Below are 23,467 nucleotides of genomic sequence, written 5' to 3' on the forward strand. Positions count from 1 at the left end.
GGCCCGCGCGAGGCGGGCCTTGTGGACAAGCGCTAAGACTTACAGGTCTTTAACGGTGCGAACCTGATCTTTGTTGATACGGGTGCGCTTGCCGTCAAGTTGTTCGAATTCGTAGAAACCCGAATCTTCGTTGTATTTCGGGGTGTCGACGGCCTGGATTTCGCGCCCGTCATTCAGGGTGATCACTGTTGGCGAGGCGCAACCGGCGAGGGTGGCGAGGCCCAGTGCAAGCATGAGAGCGGCGATGGTCCGTTGAGTCATGAGTTCGTCTCCGAGAGAATTCTTTTAAATAGCTGACCTTGTGACGCATACGGCGTCGACAAAGTTCCTTGTGCGAGGTTCATTCTGACACGCCCGACGGCGTCTGTAACAGCTCTGGCGTATTAAGGTTGGCCAGGCGCGGGTCATCCGCCGGGCACTCCAGGCCCACGCCGCCCAGTTGCAGGAAGATCTTGCGCGGGCTGCGCTCACCGGCGTGCCAGGCGCTTTGCACTGCGTCCCGCAGGGCGGTCGGGACGCTGCAGATCAGCGGTTCCCAGAACTGGCCATGGCGTACCATCACCGGTTGTCGCGGGTGGCGCCGCGCGGTCTCGCGCAGGTTGGCGAGCAGGTCGGCGTCGATCTGCGGCACATCGCACGGCAATACCAACAGGTGCGCGTGGCGCGCGACGTCGAGCCCGGCGCGGATGCCTGCGAGTGGGCCTGGAAAGTCCGGACTGTCGTCGCTGACCAGTTGGTCGGCATACGGCGCGTACCGGTCATGGTTGCGGTTGCACGAGATGATCAAATCGTCTGTGAGCGGGCGCACCAGGCGCTGCAAGTGCGCGATCAAGGGCAGGCCACGCCAGTCGAGCAAGCCTTTGTCCTGGCCGCCCATGCGCTGGCCGCGCCCCCCGGACAGCAGCAGAATCGAGCAGGGCAGGGGTGAAGAATCAATCGACATGGCGGTTCCGCTGCGGCAGGTAAATAGGGGCCTGTGATATAACATCGGGCTGTTCCTTCGACAACCGGACCGTGCCATGAAAGCCAAGGCAGATGCGCCCTTCGTACCCCTGAATATTGCTGTATTGACCGTCAGCGACACCCGCACCCTCGAAACCGATACCTCCGGGCAGGTCTTCGTCGACCGCCTCACTGCCGCCGGCCACAACCTGGCCGAGCGCGTGCTGCTCAAGGACGACCTCTACAAGATCCGCGCCCAGGTTGCCCACTGGATCGCCGAAGACGTGGTGCAAGTGGTGCTCATCACTGGCGGCACCGGCTTTACCGGCCGCGACAGCACGCCCGAGGCCGTGAGCTGCCTGCTCGACAAACAGGTCGACGGCTTTGGCGAACTGTTCCGCCAGATCTCCGTGGCCGATATCGGCACCTCCACCGTGCAGTCCCGCGCCTTGGCCGGCCTGGCCAATGGCACCCTGGTGTGTTGCCTGCCGGGTTCCACCAATGCGGTGCGCACCGGCTGGGACGGCATCCTCGCCGAACAATTGGACAACCGTCATCGCCCGTGCAATTTCGTGCCGCACCTGAAACAGGCCGAGCCTTGTGAATCCCGTGGGTAAGCCCGGCAAGACCGGTGCCCTGATGCCGGTGGAACACGCACTGCAACAGCTGTTGGCCATGGCCGAAGCCGCGCCGATCCGCGAGCAGCAAACCTTGCCCCTGGCGGACTGCGATGGGCGTGTCCTGGCTCAAGACCTGGTCTCCACCCTCGACCTGCCGCCGTGGCCGAACAGCGCCATGGACGGTTACGCCGTGCGCCTGGCGGACTGGACCGGTGAACCGCTGGTGGTCAGCCAACGCATCTTCGCGGGCCAGGCGCCGCAGCCCTTGGCCGCTGGCACCTGCGCGCGCATCTTCACCGGTGCACCGGTACCCGAAGGTGCCGACTGTGTGGAGATGCAGGAAAACGCCGTGGTCCACGCCGATGAGCGCGTGAGCTTCACCGAACCCCTGCACCTGGGCCAGAACATCCGCCCCCAAGGGCAGGAAACCACGGTCGGCGAGCGGGTGCTGACGGCCGGCACGCGCCTGGGTCCGATTGAACTGGGCCTGGCCGCGTCCCTCGGCCATGACGGCCTGGCCGTGATCCGCCGCCCACGCGTGGCCGTGCTGTCCACTGGCGACGAGTTGGTCGAACCCGGTTTGCCGCTGGGGCCGGGCCAGATCTACAACAGCAACCGTCGGGTGCTGTGTGCCTGGCTCAGCCGCATGGGCTGTGAAGTGATCGATGCCGGCATTCTCCCGGATGACCTGGAGAAAACCCGTGCGCAACTGGCGAGCCTGGGCAGTGTCGACCTGATTCTGTCGACAGGCGGTGTGTCGGTGGGCGAGGCGGATTTCCTCGGCATCGCCCTGCGTGAAGAGGGTGAGTTGGCGTTGTGGAAACTGGCGATCAAACCCGGCAAGCCGCTGACCTTTGGCCACTTCCGTGGCGTGCCGGTGATCGGCCTGCCGGGCAACCCGGCCTCGACGCTGGTGACGTTCGCGCTATTGGCACGCCCTTATCTGCTGCGCCGCCAGGGCGTGCTGGACGTCGAGCCGCTGCGTTTTGAAGTGCCGGTGGGGTTCACCTGGCCCAAGCCGGGCAACCGCCGCGAGTACCTGCGCGGGCGTATCGAGCAGGGCAAGGCGATCATCTACCGCAACCAGAGCTCCGGCGTGCTGCGCAGCGCGGCGTGGGCGCAAGGGTTTGTGGAGGTGCTGGAGGGCACGACGCTGGAGATTGGCGATACCGTCAACTTCATCCCGCTGAGTGAAGTCCTGAACTGAACACAGATCAAAAATGTGGGAGCGGGCTTGCTCGCGAATGCGGTGTTTCAGCCACTAAATGCGCTGACTGATCCACCGCTTTCGCGAGCAAGCCCGCTCCCACTGTTAGTTTTGTGTTGTCGGTGAGTCAGTAGTCATCCCCACGCTCCGTCACATCCCTCTCCACCGGCCCTGCATTCGGGTCATAGCCCACCGGGAACTTGCCCTTCAACGTCCACGCAAACGCGATGATCTCGGCAACCGTGCGGTACAACTCCTCCGGAATACTGTCCCCCAGCTCCATGCGCGCCAACAGCTTCACCAGCTCGGCGTTTTCGTAGATGGGCACTTCATTCTCGCGCGCCAGCTTGAGGATGGCTTCGGCCAGGGCATCATCGCCCTTGGCCGTCAGGGTCGGTGCCTGCTGGCCGTCGTACTTGAGGGCAATGGCCTGGCGCGGTGGCGTGGGGTTCTTCATGCGGTTTCGTCCACCCAGCGTTGCTCCAGTCCGGTCTTTGGCCCACGTGGCGGGGTGCCGAGGTGGCAATCGAGGTCGCCGACGTTGATGCCTGATGTCACCAGGCGTTCGCGCAGGTTGCCCAAGTGGCTTTCGATCAGGCTGGCAGTGAACGGTCGGGAGGCCCATAGCTGGCTGGACAGCTTGCCCTGGCTCAGTTGCGCCTGGACCTGCAGCGGTCCCAGCGGCTCCATGTCGAAGGCCAGTTCGACGCGCCAGAGCATTTGCTTGGCATCTTTCTTGTCCTTGCGCTCGGGCTCGTCCTTGTCCGGCGTCGGCTCTTCGCGTTGGAATTTGACCTGCAGCGGCACGATGTCTTGCAACGTGCGCATCGGGATTTCCAACTGCCATGTGGTCTGCAGGCGACCGTCGGCGGTGGTGCCGGTTTGCTCCAGGCTCGACAGCTGGTGGCTCTGCAGCCGCGAGATCGCCCCGGCGGCCAGGCGCAGCAGGTTTTCCAGGTCGCCTTCGCCTTCCAGTTTTGCCATCAGCCGCTCGGGCAACGGGAAGCCGCTTGGTATCTGTCGGGCGCTGACTTGGCCGAGGGTGTTAAGGGGGCTGCGCACGAAGTTGGGTAGCACCTGGGCCAGGGTATTGGCGGCGAGAATGGCATTCATATTGGTGCTGGCAGGCACGGCGGGCAATAAGTCCGCGACCAGGCGCAGTAGTGCGCCTTTCATATCCAGCGGTGGGATCTGAGGGTTTTGCCCCGCGAGCAGTTTGGCTTCAAGAAACGCACCACTGTTCTGGATGACTTGCGCCAGTACCTTGGGGTTGCTGACTTGGGCCAGGTCTGGCAAGGCGGCGAGCAGACGGTCGGCGGCGGCGCGCAGGTCGGCGGAGGTACTGTCGCCACGGGGCAGGTTCTGCAGCGCGGTGAACACCGCGTCCAGCGAGCCTTGGCGACTTTGCTGGGTCGACAGTTGCTGGCTGACGGCCAGTTGATCCTTGAGCCCGCTCAGTGGCACAAAACTCAAGGTCTGGGCGTTCTGCACCACGGCGCTGAGCAAGCTGCCGACGCGCAGGGGTTGCGGGCTTTCCACAGTCAAGGTCGCGCCCGCCAGGGCGTTGTTGAGTACCGTGACCAGCGAACGGTAGATCGCCGGTTGCGCCGTGCCCTGGGGCAGCATCTGGGTGGTCAACACCTTGGCCTGCAACAGCGTGCCTACCGGCATCTGGTTGGTATCGATGCGGGTAAGGGCGGCGACATTGGCGCTCAGGGCCTGCTGCAAGCTGAGGGTGAGGTTGCCGGCCGGCGTCTGACTCACGGCCACATTGCTGCCCAGCGGCAGCGGCTGGGGGCTGCTCGCCTGCACCAGGGTCTGGCGACCGCCTTCAAGGGTCAGCTTGAGCAGCAACTGGAAGGCTTCGCCGCCTTGTTTCAGGGCGATGACTTCGGCATTCGCGGTTTTCCCAGGGTCGATCAGGCCGATCTGCGGCTCCAGCAGTTTCAGCAACTCGCCGGTCGCAGGCGCAGGGCCGGGCCCGGCTGCAGGGGCGGGTGGAAGCGTAGGAAGGTTGATCTCACCGGTCATCGCGCGCGTCGTCTCTGGGGAAATTGCCCTCTTTAGAGTAGGGCATCACATGTATAATGCCGCCCGTCTGCAAAGAGAGCGGTAAAAACCTCACAACTATTTGATCCAGCTCTCTAAAATCGGTCGCCAAAGCCGTTATTGTGCATTTCTCTTTAACGGCCGCTGCACCGCCGACTTGAACCGTAAAGGCCCGCGATCTTTTGACCAGCCCTCTTCTAGAAGCCGTAGCGCTCTCCTGTGAACGCGACCTGCGCCTGTTGTTCGAGCACCTCGAGCTGCGACTGGCGGGTGGCGACATGGTGCAGGTCAGCGGACCCAATGGCAGCGGCAAGACCAGTCTGCTGCGCCTGTTGGCGGGGTTGATGCAGCCGACGGCAGGCGTTGTGCGGTTGAACGGCAAGCCGTTGAGCGAGCAACGTAGTGAGCTTGCGCGCAACCTGGTCTGGATCGGCCACGCTGCCGGCATCAAGGATGTGCTCACCGCCGAAGAAAACCTCAGCTGGCTCAGCGCCCTGCATCGTCCTGCTTCCCGCGACGCCATCTGGCAGGCCCTGGCCGCCGTCGGCCTCAAGGGCTTCGAAGACGTTCCCTGCCACACCCTGTCCGCCGGCCAGCAGCGCCGCGTGGCCCTGGCGCGCCTGTACCTGCCGGGCCCGCCGCTGTGGATTCTCGACGAGCCCTTCACCGCCCTCGACAAACACGGGGTTGCCCAGTTGGAAGAACACCTGGCCCGCCATTGCGAACAGGGCGGCTTGGTGGTGCTCACCACCCATCACACGCTTGCCCGCATGCCCGCGGGTTACCGGGACCTGGATCTGGGACGGTGGTCGGCATGAGCGTCTTCGCCCTGTTGGTCGCCCGCGAAGCGCGGTTGCTGTGCCGTCGTCCGGCCGAACTGGCCAACCCCCTGGTGTTTTTCGCGATTGTTATCGCGTTGTTCCCGTTGGCGGTCGGCCCCGAGACTAAACTGTTGCAAACCTTGTCCCCCGGACTGGTGTGGGTCGCCGCGCTTTTATCGGTCTTGCTCTCGCTGGACGGGCTGTTTCGCAGTGATTTCGAAGACGGGTCCCTCGAACAGTGGGTCCTTTCGTCGCACCCCTTGCCACTTCTGGTACTGGCAAAGGTACTGGCACACTGGGCTTTTTCCGGCTTGGCGCTAGTCTTGCTCTCGCCGCTGCTGGCGATGATGCTGGGCTTGCCCGTTGAATGCCTGCCGGTGTTGCTCCTGTCCTTGTTGCTCGGAACGCCGGTGCTCAGCCTGTTGGGGGCGGTGGGCGCAGCGTTGACCGTCGGTTTGAAGCGGGGTGGCCTGTTGCTGGCCCTGTTGATTCTGCCTTTGTACATCCCGGTATTGATCCTGGGCAGCGGCGCTTTGCAAGCCGCGCTCATGGGCATGCCGGCGACCGGTTACCTCCTGTGGCTTGGTAGCCTGACCGCCCTGGCGGTAACCCTGACACCCTTTGCTATAGCAGCTGGGCTGAAGATCAGCATCGGCGAATAATGAGGTCTGGTTAGGCTTAATACCCTTAACCAGTAAAGACCCTGAGAGCTTCTTGCCAAGACAAGAGGCCACCGTGATGGAAACAGCAATGAACTGGACCTGGTTTCACAAGCTCGGCTCGCCCAAATGGTTCTATGGCATCAGCGGCAAGCTGCTGCCGTGGCTGAGCGTCGCCGCCGTGTTGCTGATCGGCATCGGCCTGGTCTGGGGCCTGGCCTTCGCGCCGCCGGACTACCAGCAAGGCAACAGCTTTCGCATCATCTATATCCACGTTCCCGCGGCGATGCTCGCCCAGTCCTGCTATGTGATGCTGGCGGTGTGCGGCGTCGTGGGCCTGGTGTGGAAAATGAAACTGGCGGACGTCGCCCTGCAATGCGCGGCGCCGATTGGTGCGTGGATGACCGCCGTGGCGCTGGTCACCGGCGCGATCTGGGGCAAACCGACCTGGGGCTCGTGGTGGGTGTGGGATGCGCGCCTCACGTCCATGTTGATCCTGCTGTTCCTGTACTTCGGTCTGATTGCCCTGGGCAACGCGATCAGCAATCGTGACAGCGCTGCCAAGGCCTGTGCGGTGCTGGCGATTGTCGGCGTGATCAACATCCCGATCATCAAGTACTCGGTGGAGTGGTGGAACACGCTGCACCAGGGCGCCACCTTCACCCTCACCGAAAAACCGGCCATGCCCGTGGAAATGTGGGCGCCGCTGCTGTTGATGGTGCTGGGGTTCTACTGCTTCTTTGGCGCCGTGCTGCTGATGCGCATGCGCCTTGAAGTGCTCAAGCGTGAAGCCCGCACCCGTTGGGTCCAAGACGAAGTGCAAACCAGCCTGGGAGCACGTGGATGAGTTTTGCTTCTTTCAGCGAGTTTCTCGCCATGGGCCATCACGGCCTCTATGTCTGGACGGCCTATGGCATCTGCCTGGCGGTGCTGGCCCTCAACGTCGCCGCGCCGATCCTGGCCCGCAAGCGTTACCTGCAACAAGAGGCGCGTCGTCTGCGCCGGGAGACCGATAAGTGAATCCGCTGCGTAGAAAGCGTCTGTTGATCATCCTTGCCATCCTGGCCGGCGTCGGCATTGCCGTGGCCCTGGCCTTGAGCGCCCTGCAGCAGAACATCAACCTGTTCTACACCCCGACCCAGATCGCCAATGGCGAGGCGCCTGTCGATACACGCATCCGTGCTGGCGGCATGGTGGAGAAGGGCTCACTGAAACGCTCTTCCGACTCCCTCGACGTCACCTTTGTGGTCACCGACTTCAACAAGGCCGTGACCATCACCTACCGCGGCATCCTTCCTGACCTGTTCCGCGAAGGCCAGGGCATCGTTGCCCTGGGCAAACTCAACGCCGACGGCGTGGTGGTGGCCGATGAAGTGCTGGCCAAGCACGATGAGAAATACATGCCGCCGGAAGTGACCAAGGCTTTGAAAGACAGCGGCCAGTCGGCCCCAACCGCTAATTCACAGCCTGCCAAGGAGGGCTAAGTGATGACGTCCGCACTGTTTATTCCGGAGCTGGGCCAACTGGCGATGATCCTCGCGCTGTGTTTTGCCGTCGTCCAGGCGGTGGTGCCGTTGCTCGGCGCCTGGCGTGGTGATCGCCTGTGGATGAGCCTGGCGCAACCGGCGGCCTGGGGCCAGTTCGCGTTCCTGCTGTTCGCCTTCGGTTGCTTGACCTACGCCTTTATGACCGACGACTTCTCCGTCGCTTATGTGGCAAATAACTCCAACAGTGCCTTGCCCTGGTACTACAAGTTCAGCGCCGTGTGGGGCGCCCATGAGGGGTCGTTGCTGCTGTGGGCGTTGATCCTCGGCGGCTGGACCTTTGCCGTCTCGGTGTTCTCGCGCCAACTGCCGCAAGTCATGCTGGCTCGCGTGCTGGCGGTGATGGGCATGATCAGCATCGGCTTCCTGCTGTTCCTGATCATGACCTCCAACCCGTTCAGCCGCATCCTGCCGCAGATCCCGGTGGACGGGCATGACCTCAACCCATTGCTGCAAGACATCGGCCTGATCGTGCACCCGCCGATGCTCTACATGGGCTACGTGGGTTTCTCGGTGGCCTTCGCCTTCGCCATCGCCGCCTTGCTCGGCGGGCGCCTGGATGCAGCGTGGGCACGCTGGTCGCGGCCGTGGACCATTGTGGCCTGGGCCTTCCTCGGCATTGGTATCACCTTGGGGTCGTGGTGGGCCTACTACGAACTCGGTTGGGGTGGCTGGTGGTTCTGGGACCCGGTGGAAAACGCTTCCTTCATGCCCTGGCTGGTGGGTACGGCGTTGATCCACTCGCTGGCCGTCACCGAAAAACGCGGCGTGTTCAAAAGCTGGACCGTGCTGCTGGCGATTGCCGCATTTTCCCTCAGCCTGCTCGGCACATTCCTTGTGCGTTCCGGTGTGCTGACCTCGGTGCATGCATTTGCGTCCGACCCTGAGCGTGGCGTGTTCATCCTGATCTTCCTGCTGTTCGTGGTCGGCGGCTCCCTGACCCTGTTCGCCCTGCGCGCGCCAGTGGTCAAGAGCCAGGTCGGCTTCAACCTGTGGTCACGGGAAACCCTGTTGCTGGGCAATAACCTGGTGCTGGTGGTCGCCGCGTCGATGATCCTGCTGGGCACCCTGTACCCATTGGTGCTGGACGCCTTGAGCGGCGCCAAACTGTCCGTCGGCCCGCCGTATTTCAATGCATTGTTTATCCCATTGATGGGCCTGTTGATGGTGGTGATGGCGGTCGGTGTGCTGGTGCGCTGGAAAGACACCCCGGTCAAATGGCTGGCCGGCATGCTGATGCCGGTACTGCTCGGCAGCGTGGCCTTGGCGGTGATCGCCGGTATCGCTTATGGCGACTTCAATTGGGCAGTACTCGCGACCTTCCTGCTCGCCGCCTGGGTATTGCTGGCGGGCGTGCGCGACATCGTCGACAAGACCCGCCACAAAGGCCTGGTCAAAGGCTTGCCGACCCTGACCCGCAGTTACTGGGGCATGCAGATCGCCCATATCGGCATCGCCGTGTGCGCCCTGGGCGTGGTGCTCTCCAGTCAGAACAGCGCCGAGCGCGACCTGCGCCTGGCACCGGGCGAGTCCATGGACCTGGCTGGTTACCACTTCATTTTCGAAGGCGCCAAGCACTTCGAAGGGCCGAACTTCACGTCAGACAAAGGCACGGTGCGCGTCGTGCGCAATGGCAAGGAAATCGCCGTGCTGCACCCGGAGAAACGCCTGTACACCGTGCAGAGTTCGATGATGACCGAGGCCGGCATCGACGCTGGTTTCACCCGTGACCTCTACGTGGCGCTGGGTGAACCGCTGGGCGAGGGCGCCTGGGCGGTACGCGTGCATGTGAAGCCGTTCGTGCGCTGGATCTGGTTCGGCGGTTTGCTTACCGGTTTTGGCGGTTTGCTGGCGGCGCTGGACCGTCGTTATCGGGTTAAGGTCAAGAGCCGGGTGCGTGAAGCGATTGGTCTGACCGCTCAAGGGATTAGCTAATGAGTATTGATGGTAAGCGTTGGATAGTCGTGGGCTTGATAGCTGCAGTACTTGGCGCATTCGCCACGATTGTAGTTGTACAGCTTAAAAAGGGTGATCCCACTACACTGCCCTCAGCGCTGATAAACAAGCCGTTTCCTGAGTTTTCACTGAAAGATGTGCAGGGTACTAAGCAACTTACGAGAGCTGATATTCTTGGAAAACCTGCGCTTGTAAATGTGTGGGCCACCTGGTGCATCTCCTGCCGCGTCGAACACCCGGTGCTGAACACACTGGCCGAGAAGGGCGTGGTGATCTACGGCATCAACTACAAGGACGACAACGCCGCAGCCTTGAAGTGGCTGGCGGAGTTCCACAACCCGTACCAGCTGGATATTCGCGATGAAGACGGCAACCTCGGCCTGAACCTCGGCGTCTACGGCGCCCCGGAAACCTTCTTCATCGATGCCAAGGGCGTGATCCGCGACAAGTACGTCGGTGTGATCGACGAGGTGGTCTGGCGCGAGCAACTGGCCGCCAAGTACCAGGCGCTGGTCGATGAGGCCACGCCATGAAGCGTCTACTAGCCGCTGCGGTCCTGGCGTTTGGGCTGGCCGGAATGGCCCACGCCGCCATTGACACTTATGAATTCGCCAAGGACGGCGACCGCGAGCGTTTCCGCGAACTCACCAAGGAACTGCGCTGCCCCAAGTGCCAGAACCAGGACATCGCCGACTCCAACGCGCCCATCGCTGCCGACTTGCGCAAAGAGATCTTCCGGATGCTGGGGGAGGGCAAGGACAACCAGCAGATCATCGACTTCATGGTCGACCGCTACGGTGATTTCGTGCGCTACAAACCGGCCCTCACCGGCAAGACCGCGCTGCTCTGGTTCGGCCCCGCCGGGCTGTTGCTGGCGGGAGTGGTGGTGATGGCCGTGATCGTCCGCCGTCGCCGCGCCGCGCCTACCGATGGTTCGGACGCGCTGTCCCCTGAAGAGCGTAAACGCCTCGACCAATTGCTGGACACCAAGACTGATGATTGATTTCTGGCTCGCAGCCGGCTTGCTGCTTCTGATTGCCCTGAGTTTCCTGCTGATCCCTGTACTGCGCGGTCGCCGCGCCCAGCGTGAAGAAGACCGCACCGCGTTGAACGTGGCGCTGTACCAGGAACGCGTCGCCGAGCTGCAAGTGCAGCAGGACGAAGGCGTGCTGAATGCCGCGCAGCTCGACACCGGTCGCGCCGAAGCCGCCCGTGAATTGCTGGCCGACACCGAAGGCGTGGAACAACCACGTGAGTCGCGTCTGGGCAAGCCGCTGCCTTTTTTGGCGGCGTTTCTGGTGCCGGTCCTGGGTGTCGCGCTGTACCTGCACTATGGGGCGAGCGACAAGGTCGAACTGACCCGCGAATTCTCCCAGCCGCCGGTGTCCATGGAAGACATGACCCACCGCCTGGAACGCGCGGCCGCCGCCCAGCCGGATTCGCCGGAAGGCCTGTACTTCCTCGGTCGCGCCTACATGGCCCAGGATCGCTCCGCCGATGCCGCCAAGGTTTTCGAACGCACGGTGGCCCTGGCCGGGCGCCAGCCGGAACTGCTCGGCCAGTGGGCCCAGGCGCAGTATTTTGCCGACAATAAGCAGTGGTCGCCCAAGGTCCAGGCTCTGACGGATGAAGCGCTGAAGCTCGACCCGAAAGAAGTCACCAGCCTGGGCCTGCTCGGTATCGCTGCGTTTGAAGGCCAACGTTATCAGGAGGCGATCGACTACTGGAATCGCCTGCTGGCCCAGTTACCCCCCGAAGACAATTCTCGCGCAGCCCTGCAGGGCGGCATCGACCGCGCTGCGGAAAAACTCAAGGAAAGCGGCGGCACCGTCGCGCAGAAGGCGGTGATGAAAGTCCGTGTGGACCTGTCTGCCGAGGCGAAAGCCAAGGCCCTGCCAACCGACAGCGTGTTCATCTTCGCCCGTGCCGTCTCCGGCCCACCGGCGCCATTGGCGGCCAAGCGCGTCACCGTTGCCGAGCTGCCGATCACCGTCGAACTGGGCGATGCCGACGCGATGATGCCGCAGTTGAAACTGTCGAACTTCCCTGAAGTCCAACTGGTTGCGCGCATATCCCGGGCAGGTATTCCAACCGCTGGCGAGTGGATCGGCCGCAGCCAACCCTTGGCCAGCACCACCACTGCCTTGCAGCAGCTGACCATCGACAGTCCGGACCCGTAAATCGAGGAAACGCCTATGACCGCATTTGCACGCATCACCTTGCTCAGCCTGGTATTGGGCCTGAGCGCTTGTGCGGTCCACCGCCCGCCTGCGGCACCCACCGGCCCGACCATCCCGCCCTCGGGACCGTCGACCCAGCCGAGCACCAAGCCCTCGGGCCCGGTGACTCCAGCGCCGAAACCTGTGCCGACCAAATCGCCGACTTTCGCCCCACCACCGGGCGCCGCCAGCCACTGGGACGGCAAGATGCAGGTGTACGTGCTGGAAGAACAGCCCGACACTTTCTACCGCCAGCGCACCTATTACCGCTGGAGCAACGGCTGGAGCCGCTCCATCAGCCCGAACGGGCCCTGGGAAGAGACCGACGTGCAGGGCGTGCCGCCGGGGCTGAGCAAGCAGTACGCACAATGAAAAAAGGCGACCTTCGGGTCGCCTTTTTCATGCCGGTGAAACGCGCTATCCCACCAAATGAAGCACCCCGTGGGAGCCGGGCTTGCCCGCGATGGCGGCGTATCAGGCGCCGAATCGATTACAGGGATACCGCCATCGCAGCGATGCGGCGATCCGACAAGCCAGGTCCCACAGTAGACCTCATCGGCTGTCAGTCCACCGGGCACTCCCGGTTCAGTGTTTCATTAACCCACAACTGCGCAATCTCAATCATCTGCTCTCTGATTTTGCAGCGACCCGCGAAGGTTGGCGGCGAGGTTACTCGGACGCGACCCGAAAACAGTGTAGGGCGGGTCCTGAACGCAGGATATCTGAATACACGGCAATCCCTGTGGCTAGCCTGCTCGCCACAGGGTGAGTCACCACAGGGTCAAGCTGATTTCCGGCACGTTCAACCTTTCACAAAACCTTCATCCAACCGACCCCCTCCAGTCATGTGCAAGTAATAGCACTGACACCTCCCGCGCCTACTGTCGTTTGAACTCAACCGCAGCCATCCCCTGGCTGTTCAAACAAGACAGAGAAGCCCATGACTCACGCTATCCATGTCGATCACTTGAACAAGACCTTTGCGAAGAAATCCGCATTGGTCGACCTCGAACTCACCATTGCCTCGGGTGAGATGGTCGCGCTGATTGGCGCTTCCGGTTCCGGCAAGTCCACATTGTTGCGTCACCTGGCGGGCCTGGCCTGTTGCGACAAGAGCAACGGCGGCAGCGTCAAGGTGCTGGGCCGGGAAGTGCAGGCCAGTGGGCGCTTGAATGGCAAGGTGCGGCGGTTGCGGGCGGACATCGGCTACATCTTCCAGCAGTTCAACCTGGTCAATCGCTTGAGTGTGCTCGACAACGTGCTGCTCGGTTGCCTGGGCCGCATGCCGCGCTGGCGTGGCAACCTGGGGTTGTTCAATGCCGAAGAGAAGGCCTTTGCCCTCGAATCCCTGGCACGCGTTGGCCTGGCCGATCTGGCTGCACAACGTGCGTCTACCTTGTCTGGCGGCCAGCAGCAGCGCGTGGCGATTGCCCGCGCGTTGACCCAGCGCGCCGAGGTGATCCTGGCCGATGAACCCATCGCCTCCCTCGACCCGGAGTCGGCGCGCAAGGTCATGGAGATCCTCGCCGACATCAACCGCCGCGACGGCAAGACCGTGGTGGTGACCCTGCATCAAGTCGATTACGCCATGCGTTATTGCCCACGGGCCGTGGCGCTCAAGGGCGGGCGTATTCATTTCGACGGGCAGGGCAGCGCGATGAGCAGCCAGTTCCTCAATGATTTGTACGGTGCCGACGTCGACACCAGCCTGATGTTTTCCGACCAGGCCCGCCACACCACCGTCACCCCTCGGCTGGCCCTGGCGCGCGCTTGAAACCCTACTCACGACCCACAGGAATCCCGTCCATGTTCAACCGTATCGGCCACGTGTTTCTGTCTGCCGTGCTGCTGGCCAGCGTCGCCATGGGCAATGCCCAGGCCGCCGACAAAGCCATCAACTTCGGCATCATGTCCACCGAGTCCTCGCAGAACCTCAAGAGCATCTGGCAGCCGTTCCTGGATGACATGCACAAGAAGACCGGCCTGACCATCAACGCCACGTTCGCCTCTGACTACGCTGGCCTGATCCAGGGCATGCGTTTCAACAAAGTCGACGTGGCCTGGCTCGGCAACAAGGCGGCGATGGAGGCGGTGGACCGTTCCAACGGCGAGATCTTCGCCCAGACCGCCGCCGCCAACGGTGCTGCCGGTTACTGGAGCGTGCTGATCGTGCGCAAGGACAGCCCGATCAACAACGTCGAAGACATGCTCAAGAACGCCAAGAACCTGACCTTCGGCAACGGCGACCCGAACTCCACCTCGGGCTACCTGGTGCCGGGCTACTACGTGTTCGCCAAGAACAATGTGGATGCCGCCACGGCGTTCAAACGCACGCTGAACTCCAGCCATGAAGTCAACGCGTTGAGTGTGGCCAAGGGGCAGTTGGACGTGGCCACCTTCAACACCGAGAGTTGGGACCGTCTTGAGGTCACCCAGCCTGACAAGGCCGCCATGCTCAAGGTGATCTGGAAATCGCCATTGATCCCTGCCGACCCGATGGTGTGGAGCAAGGCGCTGAGCGACAGCGAGAAGACCAAGATCCGCGACTTCTTCGCCCACTACGGCGACACCGATGAAGAGAAGGCCGTGCTCAAGAACATGCAACTGGGCAAATTCCTCGCTTCCAACGACGACCAGCTGTTGCCAATCCGCCAACTGGAGCTGTTCAAGCAGCGCACCACCATCAGCGCCGACGACAAGCTGGAAGCGGCTGACAAGGCCAAGAAGCTCGCCGACATCGATGCCGACCTGGCCAAGCTGCAACAGCGCATCTCCGAGCTGGACAAAAAGACCGCAGCCAACGGCTAACCCCCGGGGGAGCGGGCTTGCCCGCGATTGCGGTGCATCAGCCAACACCTGTGTACCTGGCAGACCGCTATCGCAGGCAAGCCGCTCCCACACTGAGATTAAGGCGATCCAATGACTACCTTGCACGCTGAAGCCGTCGGCAAACGCACTTGGCCGCAGTACCTTGGCTGGGGCCTGTTCCTGGTCCTGCTGGCCTGGGCCTGGCATGGCGCTGAGATGAACCCGCTGGCGTTGTACCGCGATTCCGGAAACATGGCGACCTTCGCCGCCGACTTCTTCCCGCCGGATTTCCACGAATGGCGCGCCTACCTCAAGGAGATGATCGTCACCGTGCAAATCGCCCTCTGGGGCACGGTGCTGGCCATCGTCTGCTCGGTGCCGCTGGGCATCTTGTGCGCCGACAACATCACCCCATGGTGGATCCACCAACCGCTGCGCCGCGTGATGGACGCCTTCCGTTCCATCAACGAAATGGTCTTCGCGATGTTGTTCGTGGTCGCCGTCGGCCTTGGTCCCTTTGCCGGGGTATTGGCCCTGTGGATCAGCACCACCGGCGTGCTTGCCAAGCTGTTTGCCGAAGCCGTCGAGGCCATCGACCCAGGCCCGGTGGAAGGCGTACGTGCCACCGGCGCGAGTGCCTTGCAGGAAGTGATCTACGGTGTGATCCCCCAGGTGATGCCGCTGTGGGTGAGCTACGCGCTGTACCGCTTCGAAGCCAACGTACGTTCGGCCACGGTGGTGGGCATGGTCGGCGCGGGCGGGATCGGCGTGATCCTGTGGGAAAACATCCGCGCTTTCCAGTTCGTCCAAACCTGCGCGGTGCTGCTGGTGATCATCGTGGTGGTGAGCTTGATCGACGTGCTGTCCCAACGCCTGCGCAAGCGGTTCATCTGACATCGGAGGGGTGCCCGCGCGGCGCTTTTTTTAAACATGCAGTTGTCTAGACAAGATGAGCCGGTGTACCGCGAACTCGCGGATATCCTGCGCCGTGAACTGAGCAGCTACCAGGCCGGCGACTTCCTGCCCGGCGAAGTGCACATGGCCGAGCGCTTTGGCGTCAACCGCCATACCTTGCGCCGCGCCATCGACGAGTTGGTGTTCGAAGGCAGCCTGTTGCGTCGCCAGGGCAAGGGCACCCAGGTGCTCGACCGCCCCCTGATTTACGCGATGGGCGCCGAGACCTCCTACAGCCAGTCATTGTCCGCCCAGGGCGTGGGTGTGCAGGCCGTGTTGCTCAAGCGCCGCTATTGCTACGCCAGTCGCGACGAAGCGCAGCACCTGGGCATTGCCGAGATGGCGCCCATGATCGAGCTGCAAACCCTGCGCAAGCTCGACCACCAGCCCGTCAGCCTGATCCGCCATCGTTACTGCGCCAGCCGTGCGCCGCTGCTGGCCGACTACAACGGTGGTTCCTTGCGCCAGTACTTGCGTGAGCGCGACCTGCCGTTGACGCGCACCCAAAGCCTGATCGGCGCGCGTTTGCCCAACCGTGATGAAGCCGCGCTGCTGCTGATGCCCCGGCACTTGCCGGCCCTCACCGTCTTTACCCTTTCCTGCGATCACGACGGCCGCCCGGTGGAGCTGGCGCAGTCCACCAGCCGTTCGGACCGCTTCCAGTACCAGGTGGTGACTTGATGGAGCCTTTGATGAGCCTGTCCCAGCGTCAACATTGGATCGGTGTGCTTGCCCGCGCCCAGCTCAATGAATTGCAACCTCACGAAGCGGCATTGAAGGATGCCGAATATCAGCTGATCCGCGCCCCGGAAATCGGCATGACCCTGGTGCGTGGCCGCATGGGCGGTAATGGCGCGCCGTTCAACGTCGGCGAAATGAGCGTGACCCGTTGCGTGGTGCGCCTGGCCGATGGGCGCACCGGCTACAGCTACCTGGCCGGGCGCGACAAGGTCCATGCCGAGCTGGCCGCCCTGGCGGATGCCCATCTGCAAGGCGCTCATCCAAGCACTTGGCTCAGCGACCTGATCACCGCGCTGGCCAATACCCAGGCACAACGGCGGGCGCAAAAAGACGCCGACACCGCGGCCACCAAGGTCGAGTTCTTCACCCTGGTGCGAGGAGAAAACTGATGAATGCTCAGCTGTTGCAACCGGCGTTTGTCGACCCGGTACTCGATGCCCAACGCGGTTTTCGCGCTGCGCTCAAAGCCTTGGCCGAACCGGGCCTGATCCAGCACCTGCCGTCTGCGCCGTGCCTCGACGGCCTGGCGCCCGCCACGTACGCCTTATGCCTGGCGCTGCTGGATGGCGACACGCCGCTGTGGCTGGCACCCCGTTTCGACACGCCGCTGATCCGCGCCAACCTGGCCTTCCACTGCGGCTGCCCGCTAACGCAAAACCGTGAGGACGCCGCGTTCGCGCTGCTCGATGAACAGGACCTGCTCGACCTCAGCGGCTTTGACCACGGCAATGACCGCTACCCCGATCAATCCTGCACCTTGCTCGTGCAGCTCACCGACCTGGAAGCCGGTCGCGGCCTGATCTGGCGCGGCCCGGGCATCAAGGCCCAGCGCCAGGTGCACCTGCCGGTGCCAACCGCCTTCTGGCACGAGCGCCGGCGCCGCGAAGCCTTCCCCCGTGGCCTGGATGTGCTGTTTGCCGCCGGCCATCACCTGATCGGGCTGCCGCGCAGCAGCCGCATCGCAGAGGAGCACGCCTGATGTACGTAGCCGTCAAAGGTGGCGAACAGGCCATCGACAATGCCCACCGCCTGCTGGCAAAAAAGCGCCGTGGCGATACGGCGATTCCTGAATTGAGCGTGACGCAAATCCGCGAGCAATTGCCCCTGGCCGTGGCGCGGGTGATGACCGAAGGTTCGCTGTTCGACGAAGAGCTCGCCGCGCTCGCGATCAAGCAAGCGGCGGGGGACCTGGTGGAAGCGATCTTCCTGCTGCGCGCCTACCGCACCACGCTGCCGCGCTTCAGCCCGAGCCTGCCGATCGACACTGCGCAGATGTCGTTGAGCCGGCGTCTGTCGGCTACGTTCAAGGACGTGCCCGGCGGCCAACTGCTCGGCCCGACCTTCGACTACACCCATCGACTGCTGGATTTTGCGCTGCTCGCCGAGGGCCAGCACCCCGGCCCGCAGACCACGCCGGGCGCGGCGTTGGAAGCCTGCCCACGCGTACTGGGTCTACTCGCCAAAGAAGGCCTGATCAAGAACGAAGCCGACGACAACGCCAGCGTCGCCGACATCACCCGTGACCCGCTGGAATACCCCGCCAGCCGCGCCGAGCGCCTGCAAGCGCTGGCTCGTGGCGATGAAGGTTTCCTGTTGGCGCTGGGTTACTCGACCCAGCGTGGCTACGGCCGCAACCACCCGTTTGCCGGCGAGATCCGTATCGGCGAGGTGGACGTGTGGATCGAGCCCGAAGAGCTGGGTTTCCCCATCTGCCTGGGCAGCATCGAAGTGACCGAATGCGAGATGGTCAACCAGTTCGTCGGCTCGGCCACCGAACTGGCGCAGTTCACCCGCGGCTACGGCCTGGCGTTCGGGCATGCCGAGCGCAAGGCCATGGGCATGGCATTGGTCGACCGCTCGCTACGCGCCGGGGAATACAACGAAGAGATCGTCTCCCCGGCCCAGCGCGAGGAGTTCGTGCTGGCTCACTGCGACAACGTCGAGGCCGCAGGCTTCGTCTCGCACCTCAAATTACCGCACTACGTGGACTTCCAGTCCGAACTGGAACTGATCCGCAAACTGCGCCAACCGGCCGAGGGCCCAAGCCATGAATGACACGGCCTACAACTTCGCCTACCTAGACGAACAGACCAAACGCATGATCCGCCGCGCCTTGCTCAAGGCCGTGGCGATCCCCGGTTACCAGGTGCCGTTCGGGGGCCGCGAGATGCCATTGCCCTACGGCTGGGGCACTGGCGGCATGCAATTGACGGCCGCCATCCTGGGGGCGGACGACGTGCTCAAGGTCATCGATCAGGGGGCGGACGACACCACCAATGCGGTCTCCATCCGTCGGTTCTTCGCCCGCACCGCAGGTATCGCCACGACCGATGCGACCCCGCAAGCGACGGTGATCCAGACCCGCCACCGTATCCCGGAGACGCCGTTGCAGGCCAACCAGATCATGGTCTACCAGGTGCCGATCCCGGAGCCGCTGCGCTTCATCGAGCCCTCGGAAACCGAGACCCGCACCATGCATGCGCTCAACGACTACGGGGTGATGCACGTGAAGCTCTACGAGGACATCGCCACCTTCGGCCATATCGCCACCAGCTACGCCTACCCGGTGATGGTCGACGAGCGCTACGTGATGGACCCGTCGCCGATTCCCAAATTCGACAACCCCAAGCTCGACATGAGCCCGGCGCTGATGCTGTTCGGCGCCGGTCGCGAAAAGCGTCTGTACGCCGTGCCGCCCTACACCGAAGTCACCAGCCTCGACTTTGAAGACCACCCGTTCGCCGTGCAGAAGTGGGAACACAACTGCGCCATCTGCGGCAGCCACGAATCGTTCCTCGATGAGCTGATTCTCGACGACGCCGGGGCCCAGCGCTTTGTGTGCTCTGACACGTGGTACTGCGCGCAACGCGTCAAGGAGAAAACCCAGTGAGCCAGCCTTTGCTACACGTGCGTGACCTGTCGTTGCTCTATGGCCCGGAGAAGGGTTGCCAAGGCGTCAGCTTCGACCTGTACCCCGGCGAAGTGCTGGGTATCGTCGGCGAGTCCGGCTCGGGCAAATCCACCTTGCTCTCGCTGTTGAGCGGGCGCCTGCCACCGCAGGCCGGCAGCATCGGCTACCGCAGCAAGGACGGCGAATGGCTCGACCTCTACAGCGCCAGTGAAGCCGAGCGCCGCACCTTGCTGCGCACCGAGTGGGGCTTCGTCGAGCAGAACCCCCGCGATGGGTTGCGCATGGGCGTGTCGGCCGGCGCGAATATCGGCGAGCGCCTGATGGCCCAGGGCGTGCGCAATTACCAGCAACTGCGCGGCGCCGGCCTCGACTGGTTGGGCCAGGTGGAAATCGACCCGCAACGCATCGATGACTTGCCGCGCACCTTCTCCGGCGGCATGCAGCAGCGCCTGCAGATCGCCCGCAACCTCGTCTCCAGCCCACGCCTGGTGTTTATGGACGAGCCCACCGGCGGCCTGGACGTGTCGGTGCAAGCCCGCCTGCTAGACCTGCTGCGCGGCCTGGTGCGTGAGCTGGATCTGGCGGTGGTGATCGTCACCCACGACCTGGCCGTTGCACGCCTGCTGGCCGACCGCCTGATGGTGATGCGTCGCTCGCGGGTGGTGGAGACCGGGCTCACCGACCAGATCCTCGACGATCCACAGCACCCTTACTCTCAACTGCTGGTGTCTTCGGTATTGCAGCCATGATGAATGCCTTGATCGAGGTCCGTGACCTCTCGAAAACCTTCACCCTGCACCAGCAGAGCGGCGTGGTGCTCAACGTGCTGCGTGGGGTTGAGTTCAGTGTGCGGGGCGCCGAATGCCTGGTGCTGCACGGCCAGTCCGGCGCGGGTAAAAGCACCTTGCTGCGCACCTTGTACGGCAACTATCTGCCGGCGGGTGGCAGCATTCGTGTGCAACATGCCGGCGAGTGGCTGGAGTTGGTCGGCGCCGAACCCCGCGACATTCTCCAGGTGCGCCAACAGACTCTCGGTTACGTCAGCCAATTCCTGCGCGTGATCCCCCGTGTCGCCTGCCTGGATGTGGTGATGGAGCCGGCCCTGGCCCGTGGCTGGTCCAAGGCGAATGCGCAGTCGCGCGCCGAACACCTGCTGACCCGCCTGAACATCCCCCAGCGCCTCTGGCAACTGGCGCCCGGCACCTTCTCCGGTGGTGAGCAACAGCGCGTCAACATCGCTCGCGGCTTCATGGTCGATTGGCCGGTGATGTTGCTGGATGAACCCACTGCATCCCTGGACGACAACAACCGCCAGGTGGTGCTGGAACTGATGAACGAAGCCAAGGCCGGCGGTGCCGCGCTGATCGGCATCTTCCACGACCGCGCAGTTCGTGAAGCCGTCGCCGACCGCCATCTCGACATGACCCCAACGCCTGTTGCACCAGAGGAATACGCCCATGCCCGCTGAACAGATCCTCAGTAATGCCCAGATCGTCACGGCGGATCGCATGTTCCTGGGGGCCTTGGTACTGCGCGACGGCAAGATCGTCGACATCGCCGAAGGCCGCAGCCAGTTGCCCCAGGCCCAGGACCTGGGCGGTGATTACCTGCTGCCGGGCCTGGTGGAGTTGCACACCGACAACCTGGAAAAACACATGACCCCGCGTCCCGGCGTGGACTGGCCGTCGACTTCGGCGGTGCTCAGCCACGATGCACAGATCATCGCGGCCGGTATCACCACGGTCTTCGACGCGGTGTCCATCGGCGACGTGAACCCCAAGGGCAACCGCATGAAGAAGCTGCCGGCGATGCTCGACGCTATCGCCCAGGCGGAAGGCGCCGGCCTGACCCGCGCCGAGCACCACCTGCACCTGCGCTGCGAGTTGTGTCACCCGGACACCCTGAGTGTGTTCCGCGACCTGGTGGAAAACCCGCTGGTGCAACTGGTGTCGGTGATGGACCATTCGCCGGGCCAGCGCCAGTTCGTGCTCGAATCCAAGTACCGTGAGTACTACATGGGCAAGTACCACCTGAACGACGAAACCATGGACGCGTTCATCGTGCTGCAAAAGGCCAACTCGCTGGCGTACAGCGACCGCTACCGGGCGGCCATCGTCGAGCATTGCCTGGCGCGCGGCCTGTCGGTGGCCAGCCATGACGACGCAACCCTCGCGCATGTGCAAGAGTCGGCGCGCTACGGCATGACCATTGCCGAATTCCCCACCACCCTGGAAGCCGCGAAGGGCTGCCAGGCACTGAACATGAAAGTCTTGATGGGCGCGCCGAACGTGGTGCGCGGTGGGTCGCACTCGGGTAATGTGGCCGCCGCGGGCCTGGCAGCCGAGGGATTGCTGGATATACTTTCCAGCGACTACTACCCGGCCAGCCTGTTGCAGGCTGCGTTTGTGCTGGCCGACCAGCAGGACGGCGGCGACCTGTCGCGAGCGGTCAAGATGATCAGCCTGGCGCCCGCGCAAGCGGCCGGCCTCGAGGATCGCGGAGAAATTGCGATTGGCCTGCGCGCCGACCTGGTCCAGGCCCGCAGCCGCGAAGGGCTCCCGGTGGTGCAACAAGTATGGCGACAAGCGAAGAGGGTGTTTTGATGGCAGGCAGGTTGATCTATCTCATCGGGCCCTCCGGCTCGGGCAAGGACAGCCTGCTGGATGCCGCACGTCCCCGTCTGGCCGAGCGCGGTTGCCGCATCGTGCGCCGCGTCATCACCCGCTCGGCGGAAGCGGTGGGCGAGGCGGCGCAGGGAGTGAGCCCGGAGCAGTTTGCCGCGTTGCAGGCCGACGGCGCATTTGCCCTCAGCTGGCAGGCGAACGGCTTGTCCTACGGCATTCCCAGGGCGATCGACGACTGGCTGGCGGCGGGGGATGACGTGCTGGTCAACGGCTCCCGGGCGCACCTGGCCCAGACGCGTGAACGTTACCCCACGTCGTTGGTGTTACTGCTCACGGTCGATCAGGCTGTGTTGCGCCAACGCTTGATCGCACGCGGGCGCGAGGCGTTGGTGGACATCGAGGCGCGCCTGGCACGCAATGCGCGGTTCACGGCTGACTTGATCGCCGGTAACGGCGCGGGGTTGTTTGTACTGGACAACTCCGGGCCGCTGGCACATACGGTCGAACGCCTGCTGTGCTGCCTGGACCACGGGCACTCGGCATGCGCCTGACACTGCTGGGCACCGGCGACGCGCGGCAAGTCCCGGTGTATGGCTGCGAGTGTGCTGCGTGCGGGTTGGCGCGCAGCGATGCCACCTTGCGCCGGCGCCCGTGCAGCGCACTGATCGAATGCGGCGACCAGCGCTGGTTGATCGACAGCGGCCTGCCCGACCTCACCGAACGCTTCCCGCCGCGCAGTTTCAACGGGATTTTCCAGACCCACTATCACGCCGACCATGCCCAGGGCCTGCTGCACCTGCGCTGGGGGCAAGGGCTGGTGATTCCGGTACACGGGCCGGCGGATCCGGAGGGTTTGTCCGACCTCTACAAGCATCCGGGCATCCTGGATTTCAGCCAGCCATTCAGCGAATTCGAAACCCGCCAGTTTGGCGCACTGAGCGTCACGGCGTTGCCGTTGCAGCATTCCAAACCGACCCTCGGTTACCTGCTGGAAGGCGAGGGGCGGCGCATCGCCTACCTCACCGACACCGTCGGCCTGCCGCCGGCGACCCTGGCCTGGCTGCAACGCGACCCGCTGGACGTGCTGGTGCTGGATTGCTCCATGCCGCCGCAGCCGCAGGCACCGCGCAATCACAATGACCTGACGCTGGCGTTGCAGAGCATCGAGGACACTGGCGCGCAGGTGGGCGTACTGACCCACGTGGGGCATACGCTGGATGCGTGGTTGCTGGTGCACAGGTCGAGTCTGCCGCGTAATGTCACCGTGGGCAGGGATGGATGTGTGTTGTAGCCGATCCTGTTTTGCTTTGGCGCAGTCATCAGAACGTGTGGACGACGGTACGATTTAACGTGTAAGTGAGTTATCTGCGAAGGAACGGGATATGGCCAAGTTGTTAGAAGAGATTTGGCGT

Annotated in this window: 29 protein-coding genes; 25 read left to right on the plus strand and 4 right to left on the minus strand. The window is 63.6% G+C overall.

The window, feature by feature from the left end; translation table 11 throughout:
* Positions 1–39 precede the first annotated feature (39 nt).
* A complete protein-coding gene (locus ATH90_RS09135; protein WP_010211805.1) occupies positions 40–261 on the minus strand; it encodes a YgdI/YgdR family lipoprotein in 222 nt (73 codons plus the stop codon).
* A 79-nt stretch (positions 262–340) separates the two neighbouring features.
* Entirely contained in the window at positions 341–943 is a 603-nt protein-coding gene (gene mobA, locus ATH90_RS09140; RefSeq protein WP_098466117.1) for a molybdenum cofactor guanylyltransferase MobA, read from the minus strand.
* A gap of 76 nt (positions 944–1,019) precedes the next feature.
* Between mobA and moaB the strand changes: the two genes are divergently transcribed.
* Together moaB and ATH90_RS09150 are read left to right on the plus strand one after the other, a co-directional pair.
* Positions 1,020–1,559, plus strand: coding sequence for a molybdenum cofactor biosynthesis protein B (moaB, locus tag ATH90_RS09145; RefSeq protein ID WP_025857889.1), 540 nt, complete (start codon positions 1,020–1,022; stop codon positions 1,557–1,559).
* Complete coding sequence (locus ATH90_RS09150) at positions 1,543–2,769, plus strand: molybdopterin molybdotransferase MoeA (RefSeq protein WP_098466118.1); 1,227 nt, start codon at positions 1,543–1,545, stop codon at positions 2,767–2,769. The genes moaB and ATH90_RS09150 overlap by 17 nt, the downstream gene beginning before the upstream one ends.
* 127 nt (positions 2,770–2,896) lie before the next feature.
* On the opposite strand, the gene ATH90_RS09155 is transcribed toward ATH90_RS09150, so the two are convergent.
* On the minus strand, positions 2,897–3,226 hold the full coding sequence (locus tag ATH90_RS09155) for an EscU/YscU/HrcU family type III secretion system export apparatus switch protein (RefSeq protein ID WP_034102842.1): 330 nt from the start codon (positions 3,224–3,226) through the stop codon (positions 2,897–2,899).
* Positions 3,223–4,800, minus strand: coding sequence for a flagellar hook-length control protein FliK (fliK, locus tag ATH90_RS09160; protein ID WP_069022540.1), 1,578 nt, complete (start codon positions 4,798–4,800; stop codon positions 3,223–3,225). The genes ATH90_RS09155 and fliK overlap by 4 nt, the downstream gene beginning before the upstream one ends.
* A gap of 200 nt (positions 4,801–5,000) precedes the next feature.
* Here fliK and ccmA point away from each other — a divergent pair, with 200 nt between their 5' ends.
* The 23 genes from ccmA (at position 5,001) to phnP (ending at position 23,346) form a co-directional block, all read left to right on the plus strand.
* Positions 5,001–5,636 carry a cytochrome c biogenesis heme-transporting ATPase CcmA gene (gene ccmA, locus ATH90_RS09165; RefSeq protein ID WP_034102846.1) on the plus strand — a complete coding sequence of 212 codons (636 nt, stop codon included), beginning with the start codon at positions 5,001–5,003 and terminating at the stop codon, positions 5,634–5,636.
* Entirely contained in the window at positions 5,633–6,301 is a 669-nt protein-coding gene (ccmB, locus tag ATH90_RS09170; protein ID WP_034103001.1) for a heme exporter protein CcmB, read from the plus strand. Before ccmA ends, ccmB begins: the two co-directional genes overlap by 4 nt.
* An 88-nt stretch (positions 6,302–6,389) precedes the next feature.
* Positions 6,390–7,145, plus strand: a complete 756-nt coding sequence (locus ATH90_RS09175; RefSeq protein WP_069022542.1) for a heme ABC transporter permease — start codon at positions 6,390–6,392, stop codon at positions 7,143–7,145.
* The gene (gene ccmD, locus ATH90_RS09180; RefSeq protein ID WP_010211791.1) at positions 7,142–7,318 is read left to right on the plus strand and encodes a heme exporter protein CcmD; all 177 of its coding nucleotides are present in this window, start codon (positions 7,142–7,144) and stop codon (positions 7,316–7,318) included. The genes ATH90_RS09175 and ccmD overlap by 4 nt, the downstream gene beginning before the upstream one ends.
* The gene (gene ccmE / locus ATH90_RS09185; protein ID WP_034102851.1) at positions 7,315–7,782 is read left to right on the plus strand and encodes a cytochrome c maturation protein CcmE; all 468 of its coding nucleotides are present in this window, start codon (positions 7,315–7,317) and stop codon (positions 7,780–7,782) included. The genes ccmD and ccmE overlap by 4 nt, the downstream gene beginning before the upstream one ends.
* Before the next feature lie 3 nt (positions 7,783–7,785).
* Positions 7,786–9,777 carry a heme lyase CcmF/NrfE family subunit gene (locus tag ATH90_RS09190; protein WP_098466119.1) on the plus strand — a complete coding sequence of 664 codons (1,992 nt, stop codon included), beginning with the start codon at positions 7,786–7,788 and terminating at the stop codon, positions 9,775–9,777.
* Positions 9,777–10,331 (plus strand): DsbE family thiol:disulfide interchange protein, encoded by a 555-nt coding sequence (locus ATH90_RS09195; RefSeq protein ID WP_098466120.1) that lies wholly within the window; start codon positions 9,777–9,779, stop codon positions 10,329–10,331. The genes ATH90_RS09190 and ATH90_RS09195 overlap by 1 nt, the downstream gene beginning before the upstream one ends.
* The gene (locus tag ATH90_RS09200) at positions 10,328–10,801 is read left to right on the plus strand and encodes a cytochrome c-type biogenesis protein (protein ID WP_034102857.1); all 474 of its coding nucleotides are present in this window, start codon (positions 10,328–10,330) and stop codon (positions 10,799–10,801) included. Before ATH90_RS09195 ends, ATH90_RS09200 begins: the two co-directional genes overlap by 4 nt.
* The gene (ccmI, locus tag ATH90_RS09205) at positions 10,794–11,978 is read left to right on the plus strand and encodes a c-type cytochrome biogenesis protein CcmI (protein ID WP_098466121.1); all 1,185 of its coding nucleotides are present in this window, start codon (positions 10,794–10,796) and stop codon (positions 11,976–11,978) included. Before ATH90_RS09200 ends, ccmI begins: the two co-directional genes overlap by 8 nt.
* A 15-nt stretch (positions 11,979–11,993) precedes the next feature.
* The gene (locus ATH90_RS09210; RefSeq protein WP_069022552.1) at positions 11,994–12,389 is read left to right on the plus strand and encodes a hypothetical protein; all 396 of its coding nucleotides are present in this window, start codon (positions 11,994–11,996) and stop codon (positions 12,387–12,389) included.
* A gap of 568 nt (positions 12,390–12,957) precedes the next feature.
* A complete protein-coding gene (phnC, locus tag ATH90_RS09215; RefSeq protein ID WP_034102860.1) occupies positions 12,958–13,791 on the plus strand; it encodes a phosphonate ABC transporter ATP-binding protein in 834 nt (277 codons plus the stop codon).
* Between the two features lie 32 nt (positions 13,792–13,823).
* A complete protein-coding gene (gene phnD / locus ATH90_RS09220) occupies positions 13,824–14,825 on the plus strand; it encodes a phosphonate ABC transporter substrate-binding protein (protein ID WP_034102863.1) in 1,002 nt (333 codons plus the stop codon).
* Positions 14,826–14,936: 111 nt separating this feature from the next.
* On the plus strand, positions 14,937–15,719 hold the full coding sequence (phnE, locus tag ATH90_RS09225) for a phosphonate ABC transporter, permease protein PhnE (RefSeq protein WP_034102865.1): 783 nt from the start codon (positions 14,937–14,939) through the stop codon (positions 15,717–15,719).
* Positions 15,720–15,755: 36 nt separating this feature from the next.
* On the plus strand, positions 15,756–16,460 hold the full coding sequence (phnF, locus tag ATH90_RS09230) for a phosphonate metabolism transcriptional regulator PhnF (protein WP_164403619.1): 705 nt from the start codon (positions 15,756–15,758) through the stop codon (positions 16,458–16,460).
* 11 nt (positions 16,461–16,471) lie between these two features.
* Entirely contained in the window at positions 16,472–16,909 is a 438-nt protein-coding gene (phnG, locus tag ATH90_RS09235) for a phosphonate C-P lyase system protein PhnG (RefSeq protein ID WP_080758233.1), read from the plus strand.
* Complete coding sequence (phnH, locus tag ATH90_RS09240) at positions 16,909–17,499, plus strand: phosphonate C-P lyase system protein PhnH (protein WP_034102871.1); 591 nt, start codon at positions 16,909–16,911, stop codon at positions 17,497–17,499. The genes phnG and phnH overlap by 1 nt, the downstream gene beginning before the upstream one ends.
* On the plus strand, positions 17,499–18,575 hold the full coding sequence (locus ATH90_RS09245; RefSeq protein ID WP_034102873.1) for a carbon-phosphorus lyase complex subunit: 1,077 nt from the start codon (positions 17,499–17,501) through the stop codon (positions 18,573–18,575). Before phnH ends, ATH90_RS09245 begins: the two co-directional genes overlap by 1 nt.
* Entirely contained in the window at positions 18,568–19,410 is an 843-nt protein-coding gene (locus ATH90_RS09250; RefSeq protein ID WP_069022556.1) for an alpha-D-ribose 1-methylphosphonate 5-phosphate C-P-lyase PhnJ, read from the plus strand. The genes ATH90_RS09245 and ATH90_RS09250 overlap by 8 nt, the downstream gene beginning before the upstream one ends.
* Positions 19,371–20,180, plus strand: a complete 810-nt coding sequence (phnK, locus tag ATH90_RS09255; RefSeq protein ID WP_098466122.1) for a phosphonate C-P lyase system protein PhnK — start codon at positions 19,371–19,373, stop codon at positions 20,178–20,180. The genes ATH90_RS09250 and phnK overlap by 40 nt, the downstream gene beginning before the upstream one ends.
* Positions 20,180–20,899 (plus strand): phosphonate C-P lyase system protein PhnL, encoded by a 720-nt coding sequence (gene phnL, locus ATH90_RS09260; protein WP_098466123.1) that lies wholly within the window; start codon positions 20,180–20,182, stop codon positions 20,897–20,899. Before phnK ends, phnL begins: the two co-directional genes overlap by 1 nt.
* Positions 20,889–22,034: an alpha-D-ribose 1-methylphosphonate 5-triphosphate diphosphatase gene (locus ATH90_RS09265; RefSeq protein WP_098466124.1), complete on the plus strand. Its 1,146-nt coding sequence runs from the start codon at positions 20,889–20,891 to the stop codon at positions 22,032–22,034. The genes phnL and ATH90_RS09265 overlap by 11 nt, the downstream gene beginning before the upstream one ends.
* Positions 22,034–22,606 carry a phosphonate metabolism protein/1,5-bisphosphokinase (PRPP-forming) PhnN gene (gene phnN, locus ATH90_RS09270; RefSeq protein ID WP_069022560.1) on the plus strand — a complete coding sequence of 191 codons (573 nt, stop codon included), beginning with the start codon at positions 22,034–22,036 and terminating at the stop codon, positions 22,604–22,606. The genes ATH90_RS09265 and phnN overlap by 1 nt, the downstream gene beginning before the upstream one ends.
* Complete coding sequence (phnP, locus tag ATH90_RS09275; RefSeq protein ID WP_069022562.1) at positions 22,597–23,346, plus strand: phosphonate metabolism protein PhnP; 750 nt, start codon at positions 22,597–22,599, stop codon at positions 23,344–23,346. The genes phnN and phnP overlap by 10 nt, the downstream gene beginning before the upstream one ends.
* Positions 23,347–23,467 lie beyond the last annotated feature (121 nt).

Source organism: Pseudomonas lurida, assembly GCF_002563895.1.
GTDB lineage: Bacteria > Pseudomonadota > Gammaproteobacteria > Pseudomonadales > Pseudomonadaceae > Aquipseudomonas > Aquipseudomonas lurida.

Bases quoted from the DNA above. Each gene is read 5' to 3' on its own strand.
- ATH90_RS09135 (WP_010211805.1), bottom strand. From the start codon at position 261: ATGACTCAACGGACCATCGCCGCTCTCATGCTTGCACTGGGCCTCGCC.
- mobA (WP_098466117.1), bottom strand. From the start codon at position 943: ATGTCGATTGATTCTTCACCCCTGCCCTGCTCGATTCTGCTGCTGTCC.
- moaB (WP_025857889.1), top strand. From the start codon at position 1,020: ATGAAAGCCAAGGCAGATGCGCCCTTCGTACCCCTGAATATTGCTGTA.
- ATH90_RS09155 (WP_034102842.1), bottom strand. From the start codon at position 3,226: ATGAAGAACCCCACGCCACCGCGCCAGGCCATTGCCCTCAAGTACGAC.
- fliK (WP_069022540.1), bottom strand. From the start codon at position 4,800: ATGACCGGTGAGATCAACCTTCCTACGCTTCCACCCGCCCCTGCAGCC.
- ccmB (WP_034103001.1), top strand. From the start codon at position 5,633: ATGAGCGTCTTCGCCCTGTTGGTCGCCCGCGAAGCGCGGTTGCTGTGC.
- ATH90_RS09175 (WP_069022542.1), top strand. From the start codon at position 6,390: ATGAACTGGACCTGGTTTCACAAGCTCGGCTCGCCCAAATGGTTCTAT.
- ccmD (WP_010211791.1), top strand. From the start codon at position 7,142: ATGAGTTTTGCTTCTTTCAGCGAGTTTCTCGCCATGGGCCATCACGGC.
- ATH90_RS09190 (WP_098466119.1), top strand. From the start codon at position 7,786: ATGACGTCCGCACTGTTTATTCCGGAGCTGGGCCAACTGGCGATGATC.
- ATH90_RS09195 (WP_098466120.1), top strand. From the start codon at position 9,777: ATGAGTATTGATGGTAAGCGTTGGATAGTCGTGGGCTTGATAGCTGCA.
- ATH90_RS09200 (WP_034102857.1), top strand. From the start codon at position 10,328: ATGAAGCGTCTACTAGCCGCTGCGGTCCTGGCGTTTGGGCTGGCCGGA.
- ccmI (WP_098466121.1), top strand. From the start codon at position 10,794: ATGATTGATTTCTGGCTCGCAGCCGGCTTGCTGCTTCTGATTGCCCTG.
- ATH90_RS09210 (WP_069022552.1), top strand. From the start codon at position 11,994: ATGACCGCATTTGCACGCATCACCTTGCTCAGCCTGGTATTGGGCCTG.
- phnC (WP_034102860.1), top strand. From the start codon at position 12,958: ATGACTCACGCTATCCATGTCGATCACTTGAACAAGACCTTTGCGAAG.
- phnD (WP_034102863.1), top strand. From the start codon at position 13,824: ATGTTCAACCGTATCGGCCACGTGTTTCTGTCTGCCGTGCTGCTGGCC.
- phnE (WP_034102865.1), top strand. From the start codon at position 14,937: ATGACTACCTTGCACGCTGAAGCCGTCGGCAAACGCACTTGGCCGCAG.
- phnF (WP_164403619.1), top strand. From the start codon at position 15,756: ATGCAGTTGTCTAGACAAGATGAGCCGGTGTACCGCGAACTCGCGGAT.
- phnG (WP_080758233.1), top strand. From the start codon at position 16,472: ATGAGCCTGTCCCAGCGTCAACATTGGATCGGTGTGCTTGCCCGCGCC.
- phnH (WP_034102871.1), top strand. From the start codon at position 16,909: ATGAATGCTCAGCTGTTGCAACCGGCGTTTGTCGACCCGGTACTCGAT.
- ATH90_RS09245 (WP_034102873.1), top strand. From the start codon at position 17,499: ATGTACGTAGCCGTCAAAGGTGGCGAACAGGCCATCGACAATGCCCAC.
- ATH90_RS09250 (WP_069022556.1), top strand. From the start codon at position 18,568: ATGAATGACACGGCCTACAACTTCGCCTACCTAGACGAACAGACCAAA.
- phnL (WP_098466123.1), top strand. From the start codon at position 20,180: ATGAATGCCTTGATCGAGGTCCGTGACCTCTCGAAAACCTTCACCCTG.
- ATH90_RS09265 (WP_098466124.1), top strand. From the start codon at position 20,889: ATGCCCGCTGAACAGATCCTCAGTAATGCCCAGATCGTCACGGCGGAT.
- phnN (WP_069022560.1), top strand. From the start codon at position 22,034: ATGGCAGGCAGGTTGATCTATCTCATCGGGCCCTCCGGCTCGGGCAAG.
- phnP (WP_069022562.1), top strand. From the start codon at position 22,597: ATGCGCCTGACACTGCTGGGCACCGGCGACGCGCGGCAAGTCCCGGTG.